Annotated in this window: 17 protein-coding genes; 8 read left to right on the forward strand and 9 right to left on the reverse strand. The window is 42.6% G+C overall.

The genetic code is table 11. From position 1 onward, the window contains the following. Window positions 1–69: 69 nt before the first annotated feature. Window positions 70–405, forward strand: coding sequence for an STAS domain-containing protein (locus tag MAS10914_RS0107030; protein WP_017315205.1), 336 nt, complete (start codon window positions 70–72; stop codon window positions 403–405). On the opposite strand, the gene MAS10914_RS0107035 is transcribed toward MAS10914_RS0107030, so the two are convergent. The 4 genes from MAS10914_RS0107035 to MAS10914_RS0107050 form a co-directional block, all read right to left on the reverse strand. Further along, a complete protein-coding gene (locus MAS10914_RS0107035; protein WP_026082386.1) occupies window positions 402–1,538 on the reverse strand; it encodes a PP2C family protein-serine/threonine phosphatase in 1,137 nt (378 codons plus the stop codon). The genes MAS10914_RS0107030 and MAS10914_RS0107035 overlap by 4 nt on opposite strands. Before the next feature lie 118 nt (window positions 1,539–1,656). Beyond that, on the reverse strand, window positions 1,657–2,421 hold the full coding sequence (locus MAS10914_RS0107040) for a DUF1350 family protein (protein ID WP_017315207.1): 765 nt from the start codon (window positions 2,419–2,421) through the stop codon (window positions 1,657–1,659). Window positions 2,422–2,535: 114 nt separating this feature from the next. Then, window positions 2,536–3,324 carry an ABC transporter permease gene (locus MAS10914_RS0107045; protein ID WP_026082387.1) on the reverse strand — a complete coding sequence of 263 codons (789 nt, stop codon included), beginning with the start codon at window positions 3,322–3,324 and terminating at the stop codon, window positions 2,536–2,538. Window positions 3,325–3,412: 88 nt separating this feature from the next. Beyond that, window positions 3,413–4,405 (reverse strand): ABC transporter ATP-binding protein, encoded by a 993-nt coding sequence (locus MAS10914_RS0107050; RefSeq protein WP_017315209.1) that lies wholly within the window; start codon window positions 4,403–4,405, stop codon window positions 3,413–3,415. A gap of 14 nt (window positions 4,406–4,419) precedes the next feature. Here MAS10914_RS0107050 and MAS10914_RS0107055 point away from each other — a divergent pair, with 14 nt between their 5' ends. After that, complete coding sequence (locus tag MAS10914_RS0107055; RefSeq protein WP_232224123.1) at window positions 4,420–4,692, forward strand: hypothetical protein; 273 nt, start codon at window positions 4,420–4,422, stop codon at window positions 4,690–4,692. A gap of 106 nt (window positions 4,693–4,798) precedes the next feature. Here the strand turns inward: MAS10914_RS0107055 and MAS10914_RS0107060 are convergent, their stop codons facing one another. Both MAS10914_RS0107060 and MAS10914_RS0107070 read right to left on the reverse strand, forming a co-directional pair. Continuing rightward, a complete protein-coding gene (locus MAS10914_RS0107060) occupies window positions 4,799–6,442 on the reverse strand; it encodes an ABC1 kinase family protein (RefSeq protein WP_017315211.1) in 1,644 nt (547 codons plus the stop codon). 403 nt (window positions 6,443–6,845) lie between these two features. Further along, entirely contained in the window at window positions 6,846–7,910 is a 1,065-nt protein-coding gene (locus tag MAS10914_RS0107070) for a mannose-1-phosphate guanylyltransferase (RefSeq protein WP_017315213.1), read from the reverse strand. Window positions 7,911–8,222: 312 nt separating this feature from the next. Here MAS10914_RS0107070 and MAS10914_RS0107075 point away from each other — a divergent pair, with 312 nt between their 5' ends. The 4 genes from MAS10914_RS0107075 (at window position 8,223) to crcB (MAS10914_RS0107095) (ending at window position 13,096) form a co-directional block, all read left to right on the forward strand. Next, window positions 8,223–9,656 (forward strand): LCP family protein, encoded by a 1,434-nt coding sequence (locus tag MAS10914_RS0107075; protein WP_026082388.1) that lies wholly within the window; start codon window positions 8,223–8,225, stop codon window positions 9,654–9,656. A gap of 414 nt (window positions 9,657–10,070) precedes the next feature. Then, window positions 10,071–11,687, forward strand: a complete 1,617-nt coding sequence (gene murJ / locus MAS10914_RS0107080; protein WP_017315215.1) for a murein biosynthesis integral membrane protein MurJ — start codon at window positions 10,071–10,073, stop codon at window positions 11,685–11,687. Window positions 11,688–11,861: 174 nt separating this feature from the next. Beyond that, window positions 11,862–12,383, forward strand: a complete 522-nt coding sequence (locus MAS10914_RS0107085) for an outer membrane beta-barrel protein (protein WP_017315216.1) — start codon at window positions 11,862–11,864, stop codon at window positions 12,381–12,383. Window positions 12,384–12,682: 299 nt separating this feature from the next. After that, window positions 12,683–13,096, forward strand: coding sequence for a fluoride efflux transporter CrcB (gene crcB, locus MAS10914_RS0107095; protein WP_017315218.1), 414 nt, complete (start codon window positions 12,683–12,685; stop codon window positions 13,094–13,096). Window positions 13,097–13,244: 148 nt separating this feature from the next. On the opposite strand, the gene crcB (MAS10914_RS0107100) is transcribed toward crcB (MAS10914_RS0107095), so the two are convergent. Both crcB (MAS10914_RS0107100) and MAS10914_RS29750 read right to left on the reverse strand, forming a co-directional pair. After that, window positions 13,245–13,628 (reverse strand): fluoride efflux transporter CrcB, encoded by a 384-nt coding sequence (gene crcB, locus MAS10914_RS0107100; RefSeq protein WP_017315219.1) that lies wholly within the window; start codon window positions 13,626–13,628, stop codon window positions 13,245–13,247. 243 nt (window positions 13,629–13,871) lie between these two features. Then, complete coding sequence (locus tag MAS10914_RS29750) at window positions 13,872–15,284, reverse strand: CHAT domain-containing protein (RefSeq protein WP_017315220.1); 1,413 nt, start codon at window positions 15,282–15,284, stop codon at window positions 13,872–13,874. 648 nt (window positions 15,285–15,932) lie between these two features. Here MAS10914_RS29750 and MAS10914_RS0107110 point away from each other — a divergent pair. Further along, window positions 15,933–17,327 (forward strand): amidase, encoded by a 1,395-nt coding sequence (locus MAS10914_RS0107110; RefSeq protein ID WP_017315221.1) that lies wholly within the window; start codon window positions 15,933–15,935, stop codon window positions 17,325–17,327. A gap of 93 nt (window positions 17,328–17,420) precedes the next feature. On the opposite strand, the gene MAS10914_RS0107115 is transcribed toward MAS10914_RS0107110, so the two are convergent. Next, the gene (locus tag MAS10914_RS0107115; RefSeq protein ID WP_017315222.1) at window positions 17,421–18,167 is read right to left on the reverse strand and encodes a class I SAM-dependent methyltransferase; all 747 of its coding nucleotides are present in this window, start codon (window positions 18,165–18,167) and stop codon (window positions 17,421–17,423) included. Window positions 18,168–18,852: 685 nt separating this feature from the next. On the opposite strand from MAS10914_RS0107115, the gene MAS10914_RS0107120 reads away from it, so the two are divergent. After that, window positions 18,853–20,556 (forward strand): FHA domain-containing serine/threonine-protein kinase, encoded by a 1,704-nt coding sequence (locus MAS10914_RS0107120; RefSeq protein ID WP_017315223.1) that lies wholly within the window; start codon window positions 18,853–18,855, stop codon window positions 20,554–20,556. Window positions 20,557–20,656: the final 100 nt, after the last annotated feature.

Consider the following 20,656-nt stretch of genomic DNA (forward strand, 5'->3'; position numbering starts at 1 on the left):
TGAATTACTATTGGTATAGACTGGCAATCGCAGGAACGGTTTATACTTATTAATTAGTACTCACATATTATGACATATCAAGTAAAAGTTGTTCAACTTAAGGGAGTTTTAGATGCTACGCAATCGCCAGAGTTTAGAGAAAAAATTAATGAAATTATACACAAAGAAAATAGTGTAAAAATAGTGTTAATTGATTTTAAAGATGTAACTTTTATGGACAGTTCTGGCTTGGGAGCTTTGGTGTTAGCTTTCAAGGCACTACAGGATGCAGATAGAAAGTTGGTTGTTTGCTCGATTAATGAGCAAGTCAGGATACTGTTTGAAATTACGGGTATGGATAAGGTATTTGAAATATTTCCTAATCAAGAAGAATTTAGCAAAGTTGCCTTGTCTAAAATTAATTAATCAAATTTCATCTGAATTATAGATAAATCATCATCGAAAGATTCTTTGGAGTTTAAAGCGATAAGACCATTTAATATCTGCTCAAGCGTACCCTCGAATCGAAGCTGTGAGTTGACAATCATCTGAATGAAAGCATCCAAAGTCCAAAGTGTGCCATCTGATTTGGTGATTTCGTAAGCACCATCACTGAAAATATAAAGAGAACTAAATTCTTCAATATTGCAAAAATCATCTACATATTTTACTTGTGGAAACATGCCCACCGGCATCCCAGGAGTTCTTAATCTTTTGACTTTAGTGGAAGTTAAGGATTTTCTTGAGACTAATACCGCAGGCGGATGTCCTGCACTAGCATAAGTTAACTGGCGCTTAACTCGATTATAAACTCCATACCAAATAGTAAAGTATTTGTCGTTTTGATAATTCATTTGAAAAGTATCATTCAACGCTTGCAGGACATCACTTGGTTGATAGTAATTCAGACCCTTAAGAGCATGTGATCGCAGTAGATTTAGCACGGAAATTGAGGGGAGAGTTGCTCTGAGTCCATGTCCAGCAGTATCTAACAGGTAAATTGCCAGATAATCAGAGTCGAGCCAGTAGTAATCAAAACAATCACCGCCGAGTTGCCGCGAGGGAATGAATCGGAAATTGATGTTTAGAGGATGCGTCATTGGGGGAGGCAAAAGGGAACGCACATATTCTGCTGCTTCTGCCAATTCTGCTTCTAAAATTTGCTTTTGATTTTGCAAATCCCTACTCAGTTGGTGCAAACGCAATCCTGCTCTTACCCTCGCTTGCAATTCATTTTGCTCAATAGGTTTAGTGATAAAATCATCGGCACCAGCATCTAGCCCCTTAACGCGATCAGCTACCGAATCTAAAGATGTTAATAAGATAAAGAACGTGGTAGATAATTGGGGATCTGCCTTGATGTATTGACAAACTTCCAGCCCATTCAACCCTGGCATAATCCAATCACAAATAATGAGCGCCGGACAGCTAGCAATTGCCTTTGCAATTCCTTCCTCACCATTGCTGGCAGCCAAGACTTCATAACCTTGTCTTTCCAACATTCTGGTAAGAAGTATCTGTACTGCCGGGTCATCATCAATTACTAAGATTTGAAACACACTCGTTATCAGTCAATAGTCATTAATTAATCATCATGAGTCAATAGTCATTAGTCAATAGTCATTAGCCTGAGACTTTAGACTATGGGCTTGGACTCTTGACTATCTCCCTAGTTGATTATGGAGGGGAAAGGGGATTGAGCCACAAAAGAATACTACGTTTAAGCTGATTGAGATCACGGTAGGCTTCTTGTTTGAACCACTGTCCAAAGGCGTCAAAGGGTGTGAACGATTCTCCCATCTGCCATTTCACATCTTGTCCTAAAGGTGTGGTGTGAGTACCGTTTAGCGTCTGTACCGTCACCATCTCTGGAAAGCGTTGTTTCAATAGTTCAGTTAAAGCCACTGATTGGTCAAGGGTGTCGTTGGTAAATTTTAGTAGCAGGTTGCGACGGACGTTGTAGCGTTCCTGCACGAGTTTGTTGGTTTCTAACGGTGAGGGGGTAAACTCAACGGCGGCTAAGTTAAACTGTTCGATTAAGGGAATAGCATCCCTTGCGCCGTAGTTGTTGAAGGATATGAGAATATTGCCAGCACGTTCTACAGGAAGGAGACTTCCAATAAGCAAGTGGAGTTTGCACCCCATGCTGTGTCCAATTCCGTAAATGGGAAGGGAGCGCTTGCGTATTGTTGAACCATCGTATAAGCGTTCTAGGGCGCGTTCAAAGTTTAACAATACGGATTTTGCGATCGCATTATGGTCCAAAGTGTTCACAAACGGTGTGGCGATGATAGCATAGCCTTTGCTTGCCAGTTGTTCTAGTAACCAACGGTAGGTGAGGTGGGGTGCGGTAGCAACGAATGCGCCTCCTAGGAAGTGAATAATACCAATAGGATTTCGCGGAACGAGTACCCAGTTCCCAGATATTTCTTTCCAGTCCATGTATCGAAGCTAGAGGTTAGAGGTAGAAGCTTAGTAACCAATACTTTTTCATAGTAAGGCTTGTTTACTACTGTTGTGGGATGATGCTCTCCTAAATAACTCGTTCAGAATTGTTTACGCTCCCATCCCCGAATATCGCTTCAATCCTCGACGCCACAGCAAGCGGTTTAAACCCAAAAACAGCAAAATCCAACCCACCATTGACAAAAATCCCCGTGCTAAATCCACGGGTAGCCCAACCAAAATATTTGCAGGGAAATTAATCATATAAGGAAACGGCGTACAAAGTACTACTGTCCGCACTATGGGAGGGAAAACTTCTAGAGGCGCAATCATCCCAGACAAAAATAAATAAAACAGAAACCAAAAATTTTCTATAGCACTAGCCCGTTCAATCCAAAAAGCAAGCATTGCAAATGAGTATTGCATGACAAAACGCAAAGCAAAAGCCAATACCCCAGCCAACACAAATAGCAAAAAGTTTGCTAAACTTGGCAACCAAAAAGCCTGGGGATAAAGGATAAAAAATATCACCACTAGTAACAATGTAAAAGGTAAACGAGCCATTCTTTCAGAAACATGGGATGCAATATGATGCCACACGGGATCAATAGGTTGTAATAAGCGAGGTGAAAGTTTTCCTTCTACTATTTCCCTTTCAAACTCCCAAACAACCCAAACAACTGTGATTTGCCTAACTATGAAAACTGCAAGAAAGTAACGGGCAAAATCCACAGGTGAAAGATTGAAACGCCCTCCTTGCGCCGCCTGTATCCACACTCCCATCAGAATAATTGGCAGAGAGTTTGCTAGCACCCATAAAATGAGTTCCGCCCGATACTCAAGCATATAGGCATAGTACACTGAAAGAAATGTCAGGGCTTTCCTAAAAATTTGCTTCATAGTAAAGAGTTGATAGTGGGTCGTTGATAGTTGTTAGTTGATGATGAATAGTTGATGGTGGGTACTTAATAAAAAGTACTACTATCTACTATCTACTACCTACTAATCCTCCAGCTTGGAAAACTCGCCCAATCACTTCTTCAACTGGCGGTTCTGTCACTGTCAAATCTACGACATCCAAATCTGCTAAAATCCGGGCTACAGTGCGGGTAAGTGCCTCTTGCTGCACCATAAAACACACAGAGCGCCCTTCTAATTGTCGTACATCCCCATACAACATCAGTTTTTCTTTGGGTAGAGGATTGGTTAACTCCAAATGAACTTCTCGGTAAGGGGCAAAACGTTCCAACAGCCCATCCAAGCTCCCATCATAAATTAACTGTCCTTGGTGAATGAGCAGGACTCGCTGACACAAAGCTGTAATGTCAGCCATGTAATGACTTGTCAGCAGCACCGTCGCCTGATACCGTTGATTGTACTCGCGTAAGAAATCACGCACGCTGATTTGAGCATTCACATCCAAGCCTAGTGTGGGTTCATCCAAAAACAAGACTTGTGGACGGTGCAAAAGTGCTGCTAATAATTCCGCCTTCATCCGTTCACCCAAAGACAGCTTCCGCACTGCTTGAGTCAGTTTCCCTTCCAGCGACAGCATTTCGGTTAATTCCCCTACCCTCTGACGGAATTCTTTGTCAGGAATGTTGTAAACAGCAGCATTAATCTTGAGAGAATCAAGAGCTGGCAAGTCCCAAAGTAGCTGCTGTTTTTGCCCCATCACCAAGGTAATTTTTTGCAAAAACGCTTCTTGGCGACGAAACGGAATGTGTCCAGCAACTCTAACTTCACCGTTAGAAGGATAAATCAGCCCTGTGAGCATTTTCAGAGTCGTGGTTTTACCAGCGCCATTTGGTCCCAAAAATCCCACCACCTCACCGGGTGCAATTTCAAAGGAAACATCATGAACTGCTTTTATTTCTCGGTAGGTGCGGCGGAAAAAGTGGGTCATTGTCCCGACAATACCCGGTTGTTTAACAGCAACAGGATAAACTTTGCTCAAGTTTTGAGCAATGATGATTGACATACGTTTTATGTTCAGTGATGCACAAGCAAAAATTAGAGTTGTTAGAAAAATTGCAATTTATTTATTGGAACCACAGATGTACAACGGACACTTGCACGCCAGTCGCCTCCGGAGGGAAACCCTCCAAAGAGCGCTGGCTCCTCAACGGGGGGCTTTGGGGTCCCCACGGAGGAGCCAGCCGCGTGGGCGGGTCTCCCGACTTGAGCGGACTGGCGTTGGGGTTGGGGGGAGACCCCCGCACGGCGCTGCTCTCGGCAACGCAGTGTTCTCCAGATAAAGACAGATGAATTTATCTGTGTGCATCTGTGTACATCTGTGTACATCTGTGGTTTATTTCCAAAATGTTCACTTTTACAACAAATCAAGTTAATTATTACCCAATTGCGCCACACCTTAACGTAAACGCCCTGAGCGCAAAATACTAATGATTAACCACAGCCCTAACAGACTAGCAGTAGCAAACAACACATTACTCAAGAAAGACAACTGAGCAGTCCGTGCGTTGCTAGAGATAATTGCCGCACCCATAATCAGCGAACCAACCAAGATGCTAAAAGAAAGACGATTGGCAGCATCATCTGTGGTGCGGCGCAAACCATCCAAACCACGCACTGATATATTCCACTGTAGAGTTTCCGAAGTAATTCGGTCTAGCAGCAACTCTATCTGGCGAGGAGATTGTAAAGAGAGACTTTTGAGATCCAGCGCTGTTCTGAGGAGCGATCGCACGGGACTATCCCCAAACAACTGTCGCCGAAACAAGTCTGTCAGCAATGGCTGAATTTCGTCGATAAAGTTAAGTTCTGGGTTAAATCCTCGCGCTACCCCCTCTAAATTAGCTAGGGTTTTGGCATATAAACCCATGTTGCTGGGCAAGCGAATTTTATTGTTGCGAGCAACTTGCAGCAGTTCATAGATGATTTGACTGAAATTCATCTGCGACAAGCTCATGTTGTAATACTTTCGCAGCATCCGGTCATAATCGTTTTCCAGTTGAATCATAATCACTGGTTGTGCTGAATCCGCGAGCTGCAAGGTTAACTGAGCACACCTTTGAGCATCCAGATCCACAATTGCCAACAACATTTCTGTCAATATCTGTTGGGTGCGCGGATCAAGCCGTCCCACCATCCCACAATCTAAGAGAGCAACGCGACCATCTCTGAGATAAAACAAATTTCCTGGATGAGGATCAGCGTGGAAGAAGCCATCAATATACAGTTGCTGAAAGAAAGCTCTAAATAGTAGTGTGGTAATTGCTTTGCGTTCTTCAGCCGGGTCTTTACCATTTGTGCCATCAAGATTCGCCATCAGCAGGGGAACTCCGTCCAGCCACTCCATCACCATTAATTTTGGCGTGGTCAAATCCCAGTAGATTTCAGCAACGACTAATTGTGTGGGATCAAACCAGCGACTTTCGGATAAATTGCGTCGTAACTGGTCGGTGAAACCCGCTTCCCGTGTAAAATCTAACTCGGCTTCCAGCGCCTTGGTAAATTCTTCGGCTATGGATTTGATTTCATACGTCTGCCCAAATTCGGTACGAGCAACTAAATCGGCAATACCTTGAATTAAGGCGATATCTTGGGCAACAGTGATATCAATCCCTGGTCGTTGCACCTTGAGAGCGACTTCCCGACCATCTGCAAGTGTGGCTTTATGTGTTTGGGCAATCGAACCAGCTGCTACTGCGATAGCATTTACTGTGGCGAAGGTTTCTTCTAAAGGGCGTTTCAGTTGTTTGCGAATGACGACTTCTACATCTGCCCAAGGAACTGGTGGTACTTCATCTTGTAGTGTTGATAATTCATCTATGTATGCTGCGCTCAGCAGGTCTGGACGGGTAGACATTAACTGACCTAATTTGACATAGACCGGTCCCAAATCTACCAAGATGTTTTTTAAAACAGCAGGTGTAGGTAGCTGGGGTTCGTCGGCTTTACCGACCGTGAGGAGCCGTCGCATATAGTCCCAGCCATTGCGAAGCAGGACTTCAATGATTTCTCTTTGACGAGGAACAGTTTGGGTGAGGAACATGGTATTTATGAACCGCAGAGGCAACCGAGAGTGCAGCGAAAGAGGAACACAGGGGTTAAAGAGGTAAGCAGCAGGGAATCATCAGTTATCAGTTACCAGTTATCAGTTATCAGTTACCAAGATTCCTTCATGGTCACTGCGGCTGGTACTGTTCACTGTTTTACTATGCACCCCAAGCCTTTGGTAGTGCTGTTGGTTTTTATAATTTTGCTTGCTTTGGCGCAATTCTTAAATCTTTGTAAAGATGACTTTACAGCTTCTGTCCAACTTTGTTCGATTTATTCCCATACTCTTGGCTAGAGGCTCGCAACTACTGATTTGCATAATTGTTCAAATGAAATAACAGACAGAAAAGTTATACTGGTAAATACACCTTTTGCGCCTCTGCCAAGGGTTTTAAGTTCTAGAGTAAGTCAGTAAATCGGGGATCGCTTTGTAGGGTTTTGAGGACTTGCTTAATTTCCTGGGTACGGTCTTTTTTTACAATGAGAGTGACGTTGCGATCGCGCACAATCACGACATCATCTAACCCGATGGTAACAATGACATCCTCTTCATTTGTGGAGTAAACTATAGACCCCTGTGTCTCCAGTCCTACGTGAGTCGCGAATTCTACGTTGGGATTATCTTCTTTTTTGAGTAAACGCTCGATCGCATTCCAATCTCCTAAATCATCCCAGCCAAATTCTGCTGGCAAGACATATGCGATATCCGTTTTTTCCATCAAGGCATAGTCTATACTCTTCTTAGGTAGTTGGGGGTAGATGTCAGAACCGTATTGTTGTATCGGTTCAATAATTTCTGGAGCGTGTATGTGCAGTTCTTTAAGAACAATGCCCGCTCGAAAAACAAACATCCCGCTATTCCAGCTAAAACGTCCCGTAGATAGAAAATTTTCTGCCGTTTGACGGTCAGGCTTTTCAGTAAAGCGGTTAACGTGATAAGCTGGCAAGTCATTAAAGCTACCAATCTTTTCGCCTTGTTCGATGTAGCCGTAACCAGTTGATGCAAAGGTTGGCTTGATCCCTAGCGTGACAATCGCTGCTTGGGTTGCCGCAAGCTCTGTAGCTGCATTTATGGTAGATGCAAATGCTTTTTGGTCGGCAATCCAGTGGTCAGCGGGGAAAAAGCCGATGATAGCGTCTTCTCCATAACGCTTTTTAATTTCCAGACTTGTCCAGGCAACGGCTGCGGCAGTGTCCCTTCCCTGTGACTCGACGAGTAGATTGTCAGATGGCAGTTCAGGCAGTTGTTCTTGAACTCCTTGAGCTATCTGACTAGAAGTTATGACCCACAAGTTCTCCCAACCGCTTGCAAGTGTCAACAGCCGATCAGCGGTTGCTTGCAGAAGACTTCTGTGAGTGCCATCAAGATTCAAAAATTGCTTGGGTCGATTTTGGCGACTTAGGGGCCAAAATCTCTCACCTTTACCACCAGCAAGGATTACAGGGAACAAGGCTCTAGTCATTGAGTCATAACAACTTACGAAAGAACACTACAAGTGTACTGTGACAAACAAAAGTAATGAAGTTATGAAGTATAAAGATGCTCAGGTGAAGTCAGAAGAGATGACACAGATACACACCCTATGATTTATTTTTAGAGGAAAATTAAGGTGTAGTATCTGAATCTCTAGCCATCGGGAGAAACCGTAGGGTTAATTTCGTCCTTTATACTTCATATTCTTAAGACTTGATACTTCAAGTGATCTTATTAACTGGCAAGATTTGTGGCTTGCATTAACATTACGTTTAGGGAGTGGATGAGTGGGGAGACTATTGTGATTAAACAAGTAGTAGAGCAAGAAAATCAGGGCACATCTGGTGAATTACAACAATTACCAAACGGGGTGACAGCAAAAAACCAAGAAAATGTCTCCCGTCAGTTTGTAGAGTCTACGGGTTCAATTCCTAGCCAGCTCTACCAGAGGCTGGGGTTAGCCATGCCTCGATGGCTATTTTGGATACTGACAATTGTTGTGGGGATCACCTTATCGGGTTTGCTAGTATCGACTTTGGCACTTTGGACTCCACTTTGGAGTGACATGGATCGAACAGATGAAGAATTAGGATTGGGTGAGAAAGAGCAAAAAACACCACTGCCTGGGGAGCTGTGGAGTAACATTTCCCAGTATCAATTGACCAGACCAATGAATATTTTGGTGATGGGTATTGAACCAGTCCCTAGGACTATAGATGGTTCCCCGGAAAGTTTTGCAGGTCATAGCGATACGATACTTCTGATCCGAGTTAACCCAGATAACAAAACAATCCGGGTGCTTTCGATACCTAGAGGTACTATGATCTCTATCCCAGAAAAAGGATTAACTAAGGTATCTGATGCCAATGTCCAAGGTGGTCAAGTTTTGGCAGCACGCGTGGTTAGCCGTACTTTAAGTAATGCGCCAATTGACCGCTACATTCGTATCTCCACCAGTGGCTTGCGACAACTTGTGGATCAGTTGGGTGGAGTTGAGATATTTGTTCCCAAATCAATGGTATACAAAGACTCTGCTGCTAGATTTTCGATTAATTTAGTCAGCGGTTGGCAAACTCTGAATGGCGAACAGGCAGAACAGTTTGTGCGGTTCGCTGAACCAGGAATGGGAGATTTGGGAAGAGTACAGCGACAACAATCACTGCTTTTGGGGTTGCGCGATCGCCTCAATAGTCCTAGTGTCTTACCCAGATTGCCTCAAATTGTTCGTGTGATGCGAAAGCACTTCGACACTAACCTGAAGCTGGAAGAAATGATGGCGCTGGTCAACTTTGGCTTGAACTTAGAGCGAGATAATTTCCAAATGACCATATTACCTGGTATTTTCAGCCGTCTCAGCCAAGACCCCAACAGCTATTGGTTGGATCTGACCGGACGAGTTGACTTACTAGATAACTATACTGGGGTCACAATATCGGGTATGACCAAAAGTGTGAAACCGCTCACTAGCCTCAAAATTGCTATTCAAAATACTTCCACAAAACCCCAACTAACACAAAAAATTATTAGTAATCTCAAACAGAAAGGATTTACAAAACTTTACCCTGTGGCGAATTGGCCCGACGCCCGTAGCAAAACTAAAATTATCGTCCAGAAAGGGAATAAACAAGCAGGAGAACAATTACAACAAATCTTAGGTTTGGGTCAGGTTGAGGTGTCAGCGACTGGCGACTTGGAATCGGATATTACAATCCGTATTGGTAAAGATTGGAAGTAGTGAGTAGTTAGTGGTTAGTTGATAAGCACTAACTACTCACTACTCACAACGGGGACGCTTATGAAAAAAATTCTACTTCGTATACTGGGATTGATTGTGGTTTGGGTTCTTGCCTGGTTATGGGTATTGCTCAATCCCAATCCAGCTTATGGTTAAGCAAAAACAATGAACTACAGCAGTACAAATTTTTTGAGGAAACCATGATTTTTCTCAAAAGTATGCTATAAGCAGAAGTTTTGAGAAAATTATTTGCAATTAGGTAGAATTACGTGTCTTTCAAAAATCAACGTTAAGAATGGTCACTCAGCTACACCCCTAAACCCTTAATTTTACCCAAACTACCCTGACAAACTACCAAATTTCAAGTTAAATGTTTTGAGATATACGCCTTGAGAAAGTTGTCAGGTACTGTTTGTGACACAACAACAAAAAGCTCCTCGTTCTTTAGCTGGAATTGCTGGCATTATCGCCGTTGCGACGTTAATAAGCAAATTCTTTGGACTGGTACGCGAACAAGCGATCGCCGCTGCTTTTGGTGCGGGGGCTGTTGTCGATGCTTATAACTTCGCCTACATGATCCCGAGTTTTCTGCTGATATTGCTAGGTGGCGTTAATGGACCATTCCACAGTGCGATCGTCAGCGTCTTAGCCAAGCGCAAGCAAGAAGAATCTGCTCGCTTGGTTGAAACAATTACAACCCTTGTGGGTGGTTTGCTACTTTTGGTGACTGTTTTCCTGGTAATATTTGCCCCTTACCTGATTGACTTAGTTGCACCAGGTTTAGATACCGTTCCTAACGGAGCATTCGTAAAAGCAAATGCGATCGTCCAACTAAGGATCATGGCACCGATGGCAGTTTTAGCAGGGCTGATTGGCATTGGCTTTGGGACTCTCAACACAGCTAATCAATACTGGCTACTTTCCCTCAGTCCCTTATTTTCCAGCATTATTCTGATTCTTGGTCTGGGTATCCTCGCTCTGCAAGTAGGTACCAAAATTAGCTCTCCTCAATATGCCATTTTAGGTGGAATGGTTTTAGCTGGAGGCACTCTAGCTGGAGCGTTCCTACAATGGTTGATACAGCAAATTGCCCAAGCACGAGCAGGGTTAGGTACATTTCGCCTGCGATTTGATTTTAAGCAGCCAGGGGTTAAAGAGGTACTCAAAATCATGGCACCAGCTACCTTTTCCTCTGGGATGTTGCAAATTAATTTGTACACAGATATGTACTTTGCATCCTTCATCCCCTCTGCTCCTTCTGGCTTGCGCTATTCCAATATATTGGTGCAAACCCCTTTGGGAATTATTTCCAACATCATTTTGCTGCCTTTGTTACCAGTATTTGCCCGACTTGCGGAGCCAGACAATTGGCATGAGCTAAAATTGCGAATTCGCCAAGGACTTATACTCACTGCCCTCACTATGCTACCAATGGGGGCACTGATGGTGGTGCTGTCTGTCCCTATTGTGCGTGTCGTCTATGAGCGAGGTGCTTTCAAGGAAGCAGATTCAGCGCTGGTTTCCTCCATACTGGTTGCTTCTGGTATTGGGATGTTTGTCTATTTGGGGCGAGATGTTTTGGTGCGGGTGTTTTATGCTTTAGGTGATGGCGAGACACCATTTCGCATCAGCGTTATTAACATCTTGCTCAACGCTCTGCTAGATTGGATTTTCATTAAACCTTTTGGCGCTCCCGGTTTAGTGCTAGCAACAGTTGGAGTCAATTGTAGTTCGGTATTGATGCTGTTGTGGTTGCTTGATCGCAGGCTGAATGGTTTACCTTGGCGCGAGTGGAGTTTGCCAATTCTAGGTTTAACTGCTGGTAGCATGGTAGCGGGTGCAGCAAGCTATGGAACTCTTGAGGTTTTGCAGCGGTTTTTAGGTGAAAATGGTTTGCTGATTCAACTGTTGCAATTGTCTATTGCTGGTTTAGTTGGCATTGGCGTATTTGCTTTTCTTGCCGCATGGATGAAATTACCAGAGGTAGATATTTTTGTATCTCGTCTGCGTCAGCGCTTTTTGAAGAGATAAATGATAGTCGTATATGCCATATATTATACCCTAAATAGTTTGGTGTAAGCTCACCTAACTGGGTGAAATAGTTTCACCCACTTGGATAGCCTAAGTGTGTGAGGTTAATTTTTGTAAAAAAAGGGACTCTAGTACTAGAGAGTATTAATTGCATTTAACTCTGGTGAGAGACCTATGAAACTTGCAAAATTAGCAACCTCTGCACTTGTTTTTGCTTCTGTTGTTCTTTCGGCTGGAATGGCTTCGGCTCAAGTCGCTCCAACACGCGGTATGACTGCTAACTACCTTGGTGCTGGTGTTGCAGCTGGTGTCACCAATGGCGGACAAGATAACGATGCGGCTACATTCGGTGGTAATATTCAAGGACGATTTGCTGTTCCTCAAGCACCTGTGTCTGTTCGTGGTTCTGTTCTGTTTGGTGGCGATTCAACCGCAGCTATGCCCATCCTGACTTACGATGCGCCAATTGGCAAAAACACTAACGTTTACATCGGTGGTGGTTACTCCTTTCAGACAGACGAAGGACAAGCAAGCCAATTGGGAAATCAGAATGCACCTGTCTTAACCCTTGGTGCTGAAACAGAAGTTGCCAAAAACATCATTGTGTATGGCGATGCCAAGTGGGGTATTGACGCATACGAAAACAGTTCTGCTGATGCCCTCAGTCTCCAAACAGGAGTTGGCTTGCGCTTCTAATCCTTCAAAAACCTTTAAGTAAAGAAGGATTGTGATGCAAAACCAAATGCATAAAAGTAGTGAAGCTTTTCCCTATGATTATAGGAGCTTCACTGCTCCTTTTACGTTATCTTTGCAGCAACAGAACACAAGTATCGGATTGAATAACAAAGCACACAATATTTCTATGATTTAATCTTAAGTGACGTTAGAAAAGATTTTTAGTATTAAAAAACGCAGATAGACACAGATAATTCATCTGTGTCTATCTGTGTTTATCTGTGGTTTCATTTTCATTCTATCGCCCTGAATCTGTTGCTATGCTGCAAAATCCTGCAATTCGTACCCCTGTTGCTATCAGTCTTGGCGCAATTGCTGGGGCGCTTTCGCGCTATTACCTCGGTTTGTGGTTCAATCAACTTTTCGGTACAGATTTTCCCTACAGTACCCTAATTATTAATATCAGTGGTTGTTTTGTTATGGGTTTCTTTACTACCCTGTCTCTAGGACGATTGATAACAATTCATCCTGATGTTAGGCTGCTAGTTACCACAGGCTTTTTAGGGTCATATACCACGTTCTCGACTTATGAGTTAGATATAGTTAAGTTACTTCAACAAGGCAGCTTAGAAATTAGTTTACTCTACTGTTTAAGTAGTGCTGTATTAGGATTGTTTAGCCTTCAGCTAGGAATTGCTTTGGCTAAATTTATCTATATCAAGGAGGAATTATGACTCTTTGGAATCATTAGACTTCTTGCAAAAATCCAAAAAAATGAAGAATTAACCGCAGATAAACGCAGATGGACGCAGATGAAATCTACTTATGCAATAGGTCTACTCTATAGAGGGTGATCGCTCCAGCTTTACGCTTTTAGAAAATTCATAATACCTTTGCTAATAAAATTCCCAATTCTATACTAAAAAACCCTAAGACTGGACTACCAAACCAGTAAAGCAAAGCAGCTTTATAGTCTCTCGTTCGTAATAGATTTGAGCTATCTAAAGCATAAGTGGAAAACGTGGTGTAAGAACCTAAAAAGCCTACTGCCACTAATAATTGTACAGCCGGAAAAATCACTACCTTTGATGTGAGGGTAGTAAAAAAGCCCATCAAAAAAGCCCCAGTGATGTTGATGAACAAAGTTCCATAGGGGAATGCTGTCCCGAAGCAACGCGCAAAAAATAAAGTGAGGTAATAGCGCGAGAGAGCACCAGGAATTGCTCCCAAGCTGATTGCGATGAGAGCATGAGTTGCAGAATTCATAGAAGTCGATACCCTAAAAGTTGACACTAAGGAATTCTCTCACCAACCAACAAGAAAGTTAGTTCAAAGGCTGTGGCTATCAAGGGAACGCTCTTTCATTTTGCATTACCATGCCGTTGCACAGATGCCTGTGACTCTCATCATCAGGGGGATTGGTATTGAAATACTCGCGGATAAAATCACATCCTTCCCTGAGTAAATAATCAAAATCCCACCGCCACAGTCTCACTGTGTTGTCAGCTTTTAAAAAAATGGGAAAGGGGAATTTGAAATATTGCGATCAAGAATTAAATTGCTATAAGCGGATGAATTCCAAGATGTTAGCCTCCCTAGATGACGCACTCCTATCACACTAGCTGCTACAAAGACACTCGCTACCAACAGGGTTTGAAGACGGCGGTTATCCACAATGGGAAAGCTATAGCTAGCTAACAGATTCGGCTTGGCAGTTTTAGAGAAAGCCTGGCTTCTACAAGGGTGAGTAGTAGGCTTAATCCTAGGAGAAGTTGCTACTAGGGAACCTACTTTGTCCACTCTTTGAGTGTGACTTTGATGCACTTGCCAAACCATCGGTGGTTCGGCGGGATTGGTGCAAATAACTGGTAACCAACTGGCACATGGATATTCTCCCTCGAGTTGTTGCAGTCTTGCTCGTGCAGAACGCATTGCAGTATATAAAGACTGTCCACGGGAAAATTCCGCTAGAAAATACTTTAAAAATTCTTGAGCGACTACATCCGGTACAGGCTCTCGCATAACAATAACTTGAGGAATTTGCAAATCCTGTAGCTGCTGCGCTAACCCCAAACCATCACAAGAGTTGAAAATGGCTAAACGTAATCCACGGCTAATAGCTTGCTTGAGAGCATACTTTAATTGATCAAGGCTAATAGTGTCTTTTTGATTGAGTTGAAGATAACCTTTTTCTTGACTGCAACTATGACCTGCAAAAAAGAGAATATCCCAATCTTGTTGCCAAAGCTGGTTATGGAACTTGTCTGGTGTAGGCTCTACTAAAAATTCAATTTCTGCACCAGTTGATAATTGCTCTAAAAAAGCCATATCCTGACTGATATCAATTCTTTCACTACTCCCAAATATTGCTAAAATTCTGACTTTGGATTTTTGAGCTTTTGTATTAAATTTATGTGTTTTTTGATATTCTAAAGCACTTAAAGCCAATTCTGCTTTAGGATAATCTTCAAAGAAACTCCATAAATGCCAGGGCAGCCGCCGCAGTAAATCATCGTTGGTTTCAATAATGAAGTGAATTTCTTCAGAAGGTATTAATTGCGTGCGTAATTGGTGTTCAATTTTGCGAAACTCTATTGAGTTGAGCCACGCATTGATAAGAATTCGCAATTCCTGGCAGAAATAGTTGATATCTCTGTCAGAAACATTAGTAATGCCAGCCTCTTCAATTTCAAAAACATCATCAATTTCTTCAATGTCTAAGCTCCATCTCAAGCGATGATAAAAAACTGAATATATTGACTGCAACTTGCGGTACATTTCGTCAATTTCGGGTGCTGCTGGTAGACTTGCAGTAAATTGCATCTGGTAGAAGTTGTCTAATTCCCAAATATGTGCCGTCACAAAGGGAAAGCCTGCTTTTAAATTTCCCTGACCCAAGCTTAAAATCACTAACCTACTCATAAGCGTCTGACAAAAGAATGGTTAGATGACAAATCTATTCTTGACAAAATAATGTTTTGATGTATTAATCTACTTTTTGTAGAACTCCATATCTTGTACAATTGCAAGGGATGCAATATGTCAGTCAACGGAAGTTAAACTTGGAGAGCTTACTTCTAAGATTCTTAGTGGAATAAACAAAGTTAATCTATGCACTCAGGGGGGATAACACGTTTGTTAAGCCTCACTCCATTCGTTCTGATCTCAGTTTCTGCCATTAATTAGTTATGCTCGATACAGCTAAAGTCTGCTAAAGTTCAGGCATTCAAGTAGGTTTTACTGATCACAGGTTCCACTTTATTCTAGTGCTATTCTACTCAGGTGATAGAAATATTTGGATAATCAAGATTTGGTTACAGTAACGATAAGTCTGAAAATCCACGCTTATAGCGCATTTCAGAAGACCTAATTCTTTTTTAATCTCTTTTTCAAGATTCCGCAGTCTCTTGTTGAAGATTATTAATTCGTGAGCATCTTGTTTAAGGATCAAATCAAATCTGAAACTCTCTAGATTTAAAGTTCCCTACAATTCTATTAAAATAAGAATTTCTGGGAAAAAATGACAGAGAAAATGATAATTATAGACAAAACTACTGATTGACTAACATTATGAATCAAGTAGATTTAGCTTTTACCCCGGCACTAGAACAGGCACAGTTAATCCGTCGTCGAGAAGTGTCGCCTTTGGAGTTGGTGGAAGTCTATTTAGAACGTATTTCTAAGTTAAATCCCCAACTTGGAAGTTATTTTACAGTGATGGCAGAGCAAGCGATCGCAGATGCCAAAGCCAAAACAGAAATGCTCCCAAGTGCATCAGAACTGCCACCCTTTTTTGGAGTGCCAATTTCTATTAAAGACCTGAACCATGTTGCTGGTATTCCTTGTAACTATGGGAATCCTGCACTACTGAATAATATTCCTGACTATGATGATGGAGTCGTAGTCAAGATTAAGCAAGCTGGGTTTATTCTTCTAGGGAAAACAGCCACTTCAGAATTAGGTTCTTTTCCTTACACAGAACCAACGGGATTTCCTCCAGCTAGAAATCCCTGGAATTTAGAATATACCCCAGGCGGTTCGAGTGGTGGAGCAGCCGCAGCGGTAGCAGCAGGATTGTGCGCGATCGCTCAAGGTTCTGATGGTGGTGGCTCAATTCGTGGACCGGCGGCTTGTTGTGGTGTTGTAGGAATCAAGCCATCAAGAGGACGGGTGTCTCATGCGCCAGTGGGCGATCGCCTTAGTGGTATTGCGACGAATGGTTCAATAGCGCGTACTGTTGCTGATGCAGCTGCTCTTTTAGATGTCATGTCTGGTTACATCGTGGGTGATCCATATTGGTTAAGCGATCCAGAACCATCATTTCTTGCTGTCACAAAAGAACAACCAGGCAGTTTGCGAATTGCCTATGCTACGAGTATCCCTCCTTTAGGGAAAGCTAACGCTAACTGTGAGCAAGGCGTTCTGCAAACAGTGCAATTATTACAAGAACTTGGTCATACTGTTGAACAGAAAAGCCCAGATTTTAGTGGATTAGTTGAACCATTTCAAGTTGTTTGGCAATCGAACGTAGCTGCGTCGGGAATTCCTGCTCAAATTTTGCAGCCAATGAACCGCTGGCTGCTAGCTAGAACGAGTTCTGCGGGTGAGTACCTGCAAGCAGTTTACCAAATGCAGGCGGTGGCAAGACAAATCATCGCATTTTTCGACTCGATAGATGTGCTTGTGTTGCCGGTTTACCTACATTCACCCATCCGCGTAGGAGAATGGGCAAACTTAAGTCCTGAAGAGACATTTCACAAGATTATTAGTTGGGTTGCGCCTTGTCCCCCAGCCAATGCGACCGGACAACCAGCGATCGCTCTTCCTGTAGGTTTTGACGAGCTAGGTTTACCGATGAGTGTACAGTTGGTGGGACGCCCCGCAGCGGAAGCCACTCTCATTAGTTTAGCAGCGCAACTGGAAGCTGCAAAACCTTGGATTCAGCATCGTCCTGCTTTAGGATGACTCAATAAAGTCTAAACGATGAAGTTTAACACTCCCTTCAGTTTAGACTTCAAATTACATACGGAAAGCTGTTCGGAGGACGCCTACCCGCTCTTACACCATTGGTTCAGTAAGGTAAATATTGGTATGGTAGACGACACAAACTTTGCCGCTACTATCAGCCGCCTGCTCGTGTAGCTTTTGCAATTGGGTGACAAGCTGTTGTTGTTCTCCCCCTGATAGTGGCACAAAGCCTTGGCTTTGGGCAAGAGCAATTAATCCTTGTAAATCTAACCATTGCTGATAGGGAAAAGTCGTTTGACGGACTTTTTGGAAGTAAGAACTTTCCAAAAGTGGGCTGACCATTGACTCACGGCTTGGTAATCCAGGAAGATTATTAGATGCCTGCAAAACTAAGCGCTCAAGTTCTTTAGTAAATGAGTCGTCCTCATCCCAGATACCCCAAACCAGAGCAAGCCGTCCAGATGACTTTAAGATGCGGCGAAACTCCCAAAGAGTTGGAGAAGGGTTAAACCAGTGGAAAGATTGAAAACAAGTCACGAGGTCAACCGATGCATCAGGTAAACCTGTCTCTTCTGCTGTTGCCGAGCTAAATTCTACCATTAGGTGCTCAGTTGCCGCTAGTCTCATTTCCGCATTTGGCTCGATGGCAATGACTTTTACTCCGCGATCGCCTAACAACCGTGAAGCGATACCTGTCCCGGCTCCAATATCGGCTGCAACTAGCTGTGATGGGTGGTCAAGTCCTTCTAGGATGGTAGTGATCGCCTCTGTTGGGTAGCTTGGTCGATATTGAGCATAATCTGTTGCTCTACCGGAGAACAAACTCGTAGGGTTCATATGGTACATAGGCGTTGCATCGGTTGGGTATTTTTTTGTGCAATATCTTGTCTGTCTTAATACCAAGGTGGAATTTCTTGTAAAAAAATTTAGCCGAAAAGAGTTATGTATGCTCGATATACTCTCTCTCATTCAAACATAAATTTTTCTCTCACTTGTTTTGCATATATAACAAGCTAAAATTTCTACAAATTCTTGAAACTAAATATTGCACCAAGCCATATTATGTCACTACATAAAAATATTTTTATGCTCCGCATTTATTCTGGTAATTCTTAATGCTTTTATCTTAAATAAAACTACTGATATATAACTGAAACGCTAATATTTTAACATTTTAGGGAATAAAAAAGTTTTGGGTGGGAATAGCATAGCTTATTCCTTAAATTAAAATTGCTATTTTTTTAACTAAATGATTAGGTAATAAGGGTTTACTAAATTTTTTTTATGTAAAGTGTGCCAAAGTGGCAACATTAGTTTATTGAATTTGTTATTCATTGATATACCAGGATCGTTTTATTTATCTCTACCTAATGGACATCACAAAACTTTTTATTCAGAGTGCTGTGAGAAAGACAATAGGATTAATCACCCTTGATATACCTCGTTTCTTAGCAAAAGATGTTAAGAAAAGGTAGATAGATGGGGAAGCATTGCAGTCATTTTTTTAAATCACCGTCACAACATGATTGGTCAGTTACTAGCAGGACATTATAAAGTCCTTGAAGTATTAGGTGAGGGGGGCTTTGGGCAAACTTACATTGCTGAGGACATTCACCTCCCTGGGAAACCTAAATGCGTCCTCAAACATCTCAAAACTTCTAGTACCGACCCTGACATTTTAGAAGCTGCCAGAAGGCTTTTTCAAAAAGAAGCTGAAACTTTGCAACAGTTGGGCAACCATGATCAGATACCCAGGCTTTTAGCTTATTTTGAAGAGAACCAAGAATTTTACTTGGTGCAAGAATTTATTAGCGGACATACCTTGAGTATGGAACTTCCTCCAGGAAAAAGATGGACGGAACGCCATACTCTTGAAATGCTCATTGAGGTACTGGGTATTTTAGAATTTGTTCACAGCCACGGGGTCATTCATCGCGATATCAAACCTGACAATATCATCAGACGTGCTTCAGACAATAAATTTGTCCTGATAGACTTTGGAGCTATTAAGCAACTGCGAAGCCAAACGGCGGTTGGAACGGGACGAAACAACATCACTCTCATCATCGGAACTCGGGGATACATGCCCTCCGAACAAATCAGACGTTTACCACGTCCTAGCAGTGATATTTATGCGCTGGGGATGATGGGTATTCAGGCACTGACGGGGGTGTATCCGAACGAACTTCAAGATGACCCAAATACAGGAGAAATACTGTGGCAATATCTAACAACTATCAGTCCGGGGTTAGCTGCTGTCCTCACTAAGATGACGCGCTATCACTTCAAAGACCGTTATCAGACAGTAACTGAGGTATTGCAAGCGCTACGAGAATTAGCGATAGTTGAAACTTCTGATACCACAAATATCCTTCATGAACTCTCTTTAGAGTGGGAGGAAAACGGACAGGTCAAAAATCGCAAAATTCTTGAGAAGCAACAAAGTAAAAACCCTGGTAGAGGAGTCCGCATTGGTCGTGACCCTCAAGTATGCGATATTGTTTTACCAGATCCAACGGTGTCCGCTTTACATATTGAAATTTTCTTTCATCAGCAAAAGCAGAAATTTTATTTGCGGAATCTGCGCCAGATGAATCCTCCTATCATTGACGGACAGTTGCTTCTAGCAGGTGAAATGCCCCTTTCTATTGGCAGCAGTATACGTTTAGGGCAACAAAGTTTTACGGTGAGTACTATTGTTTGCAAGGAATATCCTGGTGGATACGTACCCATAGAATACTCGATTGTTCCGATCGCACTGCAACAACCTGCTACTAAGACTATCCGGATACCAAAAGTTAGAAAGTTTGAGAAAAATTCACTTGAAGTTCTATTGACTAGTCCGTCGATTGTGTCTCCTTCACCTATTAAAGTACCAAAATTACTTGGGGCGGGTGCGGCAGCTTTTGTGAGTGCAATTGGTGGCTTTACGTTTTTGAATCCTGATCATACAGGTGGAAGCCATGTACAACAGAATTTCATATCACAGCAACCACAAATGTGCCGGATCATTTCTCCACCTGGTGGCAGATTTTCGGCTAAATTACGCCCTGCACCTCAAACAGAGGTTGGCGCTATGAAACAACTGAGTCTAGGTGTAATGGTCTTATTTGTTCAAAGGCGAGGAGACTTTGTAGAAGTTAAACTACCTGATGGAACTCAAGGCTGGCTTTTTGGCGATGAACTACAGCCTTGTACTGCATCAAAAGTGACTAAAAAAGGATGAATGATGAAGGATAAAGTCTGTAGACGCCCCGAAGCTCGTGAGACAGGCTTCCCCGAAGGTAGGGTAGGATGAACAGTTTTATACTTTATAATTCATACTT

It is taken from the genome of Mastigocladopsis repens PCC 10914 (assembly GCF_000315565.1).
Classification (GTDB): domain Bacteria; phylum Cyanobacteriota; class Cyanobacteriia; order Cyanobacteriales; family Nostocaceae; genus Mastigocladopsis; species Mastigocladopsis repens.